This is a genomic window from Nostoc sp. WHI (assembly GCF_015714725.1).
Taxonomy (GTDB): domain Bacteria; phylum Cyanobacteriota; class Cyanobacteriia; order Cyanobacteriales; family Nostocaceae; genus Nostoc.
On sequence record NZ_WBKM01000017.1, the window covers coordinates 1 to 4,428 of the forward strand.

The following is a 4,428-nucleotide window of genomic DNA, read 5'->3' on the forward strand; positions in this document are numbered from 1 at the left end:
GTATTGCTTCGGAATGCTTAGGCTTAACCCGTGCTGATTATTTAGAACACATTGTTAGGCATAACGATAACCCTTGTATTACACGGGAAGACTCAGATTTTTTAGCTCCCATTCAACCAAGTATTACACGGCAGAGTGAGTCACATCAGATATCTAATACCACAAGCGCTAAACAACCTGTCGGTTTGCCACCGATAAGAGAACTTGAAATTTTACGCGATCGCATTTTGTCCCAACTGAAGTTAGGTAAGCAAGCTACTGGGTATAAAACTGCTCAGAAGGTTCTCAATCGTTTCATTGCTGAACTAATCGGTTCAGTTTAGCTGTTTGGGGAATTCGCCAACGGTATCCCCATCGGGGCTAAAAGTGGCATTCAGTACACTATTCTGATGTCCTCGTAGTTCTGTTAACTGTTTCCCCGATAGATTCCACACACGACCAGTTTTATCATCGGAAGCAGTTACAATGCTTTGTCCATCAGGACTAAAACTTGCACTCCAAACCGTATCTTGATGCCCTTTTAATTCCGCTAATAACTTACCAGACAAATCCCAAACACGCGCTGTTTTATCAGCAGAGGCGGTAACAAGGCGTTTGCCATCAGGACTAAAATTCGCACTGTAAACGCTGTTGTCATGCGCTTTAAATTCTCTTAGCTGTTTGCCTGATAAATCCCATAACCTGACAGTTTTATCTGCACTTGCCGTTACTATCTGTTTACCATCCGGGCTAAAATTCGCACTATAAACATTACCTTGATGCCCTTTTAACGCAGCTAGCTGTTTACCCGAAACATCCCAAACACGAGCAGTACCATCAAAAGATGCGGTGACAATCAACTTACCATCCGGGCTAAAATTCGCACTTTTGACATTGCCTTGATGCCCAACTAATTCTGCTACCTGCTTTCCAGCAAAATCCCAGACACGGGCGGTGTTATCAGCACCAGCAGTCACAATTAACTTACCGTCAGGACTAAAACTCGCACTGTTAACGCTACCCTCATGCCCTTTAAATTGTCTCTCTTCTGCAAAGTAATCAATAAAATTACCAGAGATAGCCTCAGTTTGCTGCTGATTTGGTGTTTGTGCTAACACCTGTGGCGCAAAGAAAAACCCAGAAAAATTTTGTGGGAATGTAGGTGCAATTGTTACCAAAAAAGCACTCAAAGCGATTAAAATGATTCTGCTTGTGCGATGGGCTATGCCCCACCTGCGGCGATCGCGCATAATTTATCAACCTAATCTGGAACTACAACACACCAATCAAGGTAAAAGCTGCCCAATTTCTGGGATTTGGGTATTTTTTCATAGTTGCTAGCATTGCATGACGCAAGGCAGCAGCTTTATCTGGGTTTTCATTGAATTTTTGATAAAACTCTGTCATTAAAAATGCTGTTTCATTATCCGAAACATACCACAAAGAACCAATCACACTGGGAACCCCTGCGGCGAAGAAAGAACGAGATAAGCCAAGTACACCATCCCCAGTGATTTTGCCTAGTGCTGTATCAGATGCACTCAACACAACCAACTGAGCTTGTAATTTCAAGTTCAGAATTTCTTCAGATGTCAGCAAGCCGTCATCCTGATTTGATTGTGCAAGCGCCAATGCGCCAGGAATATTCTTTCCTTGCGACTCATTGAATGCTCCTTGGGTTGCTAAGTGAATAATTTTCGCTTGGGGCATTTTTTGGATAACTGCGGTTTCGGTGGCTGCATCACCTGTGAGCGCTTGGGTATCAAAAATTGCGGCTATTTGTTTGGCTTCTTTTTCTGCACCTGGTAGTTGTGGTACTTTCTGCGGAGGTTCGCCAGGTTTGAGGGCAACACTAGGCATGGTAGGATTGCCGACAATTAACACATCTTTAGCTACTCCTTGATTTTTCTGTTGTCGCTGATAAAGTAAATCTAATGCTTGAATAGAAGGTGCAGTAGCAATGGTATGTTGCTCAATTAAGTATTTACCTTTGGTATCTTTTAATGCTGCGAAAGGTACAAGAAATAATTCACTTTGGGGAATGAGGATAATGTGTGCATCTGCTTGAGTTGGTAATACATCTGCGATAGGTGCAATTAACAGTTTATGCAGTTTTTGGAAATTATCTCTAGAGTTAGTTGTTTGTACAGGGGATACTTTGATCCTGCCTTTCGTATAATTACTGCTAACACCAATAGACTGACGACTCTTTGTAATTAAATCAGCTAAAGATATGTTTTGTTTCTGCCACAGTGGTTTTAAGTCAACGCTACGAAATGCTATATCACCTGAAGGTTGAATCACCCAAATATACAGTTCTGATTCTCTAGTTTGCTTTTTGCCTGCAATGTTGAATTCATCATTAATAATTGAATATTGAACAAGTGTGGAATTTTGTTGTTTAGCAACTTGTTTAATTTGCTCAGTACTTAAAGGGGTAACGGCTGATGAAGACAAGCGATCGCTCAATATATTTACTAATGAGCGGTTACGGCTGCGTTCGGAAATTTCTAATGCTGCTTCAGGTTTATTCTGGTCAATGAGTAATTTTTGTAATCGGTTAGAGGTGGAATTTTTGGTTTCTATAATTGATGGCTGATCAGCATTTGTGGTTTGCGCTAAAATCTTGCTATTTGCCAAAATATTGATATTAGGCAAGTAGGCAATGGCGAGAATACCTAGACAAATTGATTGTACAAAGTAAATCGTAAATTTTTTCATATTGACATTATATTCTTATGTATACTGATACTTAATAATTTATGTGGTTCAATCTGCTTCACCAATGAGGGTAAAGGCAGCCCAGTAAAGAGGATTTGCATATTGCTTTTTGGTAGTGAGCATTGCTTGACGTAACGCTACAGCTTTATCAGGATTTTGCTGGAGATTATGATAAAATTCGCTCATTAAAAAGGCGGTGGAATTATCATTTACATCCCACAGGGATACAATGACGCTGGGTACTCCAGCTGTAATCAAAGAACGCGATAAGCCAATGACACCATCACCTGTAATATTACCACCTCCGGTATTACAAGCACTGAGAACAACGAGTTCGGCGCTGAGTTTCATATCGAGGATTTCGCCTGCTGTCAAGAAGCCGTCGTCTTGATTACTAGGAGCAAGGGCGATCGCACCTGGGACACCGAATCCTTTAAAATTATCAAGTAAGCCGTGGGTAGCAAAATGAATGATCCTGGCTTTGCTCATCTTCGGGACAATGGCTGTCTCGGTGGCTTTGCTACCTATGATTACTTGGGTTTTAAATAAATCTGCAATCTGTATTGCTTCTGTTTCTGCACCAGGAAGGGGTGATAACTGTTCATTTGTGATGGGAATTTTAGGCATGATAGGATTGCCAACGATTAGCACATCTTTTGTAGACTTGTTAAGGTTATACTTTTGCTTAGTGGTTAAATCTAAAACTTGAATGGCAGGTGCAGTCAGTATAGTATGTTTATCAATTAAGTACTCGCCTTGCTCATCTTGCAATGCTGGGAAAGGTACAAGAAACAACGATTCTTGGGGAATGAAGATAACACGAGCATTAGAATCTTTTGGTAAATATTGGGCGATGGGTTTGATTAGTATTTCATAAAGTTTTTGTAACTGCTGTTTTTGATTACCACCACTTTTAGGTTCCACTTTAATACCCCGACTTCTCGCACCCAGAGTTTTACGGTTGTTAATAACAAGGCTTTCTAGAGAAGTATTCAGAGTTTTTTTCAAATCAACTTGCTCAAAAGCTATTTCACCTGTAGGTTTAATTACCCAAATGTAGAGTGCTTCATTCCCAATAATTGAATACTGCACAAGGGTTGCATTCTCAACCTTGGCTATGTTTTTAATTTGCTGGAGTGCGAGGGGTTTGATATTTAATAGTGGGTTTGGTTTTTCTAATTGTTTTGAAGCTAATAACTCAATAAAGGCTCTGCCTCTAGCGCGATCGCTTACTTCAAGTGCAGAATTAATTTTATTCTGGGCAACAAGACTTTGTTGTAGAAAGCGGTAAGTGAAAGCTTGCTGTTCAAAAATGGATACTTTTTCAGCATCAGTTAACCCCAGCAATTCTCATTTTGAAAACAAAAGAAGATAAAGTCCTCTTGTTTACATAGAGAACTTCTGTCTAATTATGATTTATTTGAAAGATAATCATAATAATTAACTGAAGAGAAACAATTTTAAAAATCTGCCCATGAAAAAATAGATTTCAACTTATAAATATAGCTGAAATTCCGACCTACTTTGTAAATTCTCTTAATTAATAATCTTTACCTCCTCTCAAAAATTTGACATTTTTAACTAGAATTTACTTTTGTGAGAGGGACATATTCGGTAAGAATAAATAAGAAAAACTCCGACCAATTTTTAAAGCAAATAAATTTTAATAAGGTACGAATATCATTAAAGAAACTAGTCCGAGTTGCTAATAAGTCACGAACTTTTTGA

Annotated in this window: 4 protein-coding genes; 1 reads left to right on the forward strand and 3 read right to left on the reverse strand. The window is 39.2% G+C overall.

Annotated elements, in window-relative coordinates; genetic code table 11:
* The first annotated feature begins 2 nt into the window (after positions 1-2).
* Positions 3-323: a hypothetical protein gene (locus F8S12_RS01635; protein ID WP_442946780.1), complete on the forward strand. Its 321-nt coding sequence runs from the start codon at positions 3-5 to the stop codon at positions 321-323.
* Here the strand turns inward: F8S12_RS01635 and F8S12_RS01640 are convergent.
* From F8S12_RS01640 to F8S12_RS01650, 3 genes are read right to left on the reverse strand one after another with little or no spacing between them, the layout of a single operon-like run.
* Positions 315-1,229, reverse strand: coding sequence for a WD40 repeat domain-containing protein (locus tag F8S12_RS01640; RefSeq protein WP_230967723.1), 915 nt, complete (start codon positions 1,227-1,229; stop codon positions 315-317). The genes F8S12_RS01635 and F8S12_RS01640 overlap by 9 nt on opposite strands.
* A gap of 22 nt (positions 1,230-1,251) precedes the next feature.
* Positions 1,252-2,700, reverse strand: a complete 1,449-nt coding sequence (locus F8S12_RS01645; protein WP_196514487.1) for a CHAT domain-containing protein — start codon at positions 2,698-2,700, stop codon at positions 1,252-1,254.
* A gap of 48 nt (positions 2,701-2,748) precedes the next feature.
* Complete coding sequence (locus tag F8S12_RS01650; protein ID WP_331001329.1) at positions 2,749-4,047, reverse strand: CHAT domain-containing protein; 1,299 nt, start codon at positions 4,045-4,047, stop codon at positions 2,749-2,751.
* Positions 4,048-4,428: the final 381 nt, after the last annotated feature.

Coding starts and splice junctions, on each gene's coding strand:
- F8S12_RS01640 (WP_230967723.1), bottom strand. CDS start 1,229: ATGCGCGATCGCCGCAGGTGGGGCATAGCCCATCGCACAAGCAGAATC.
- F8S12_RS01645 (WP_196514487.1), bottom strand. CDS start 2,700: ATGAAAAAATTTACGATTTACTTTGTACAATCAATTTGTCTAGGTATT.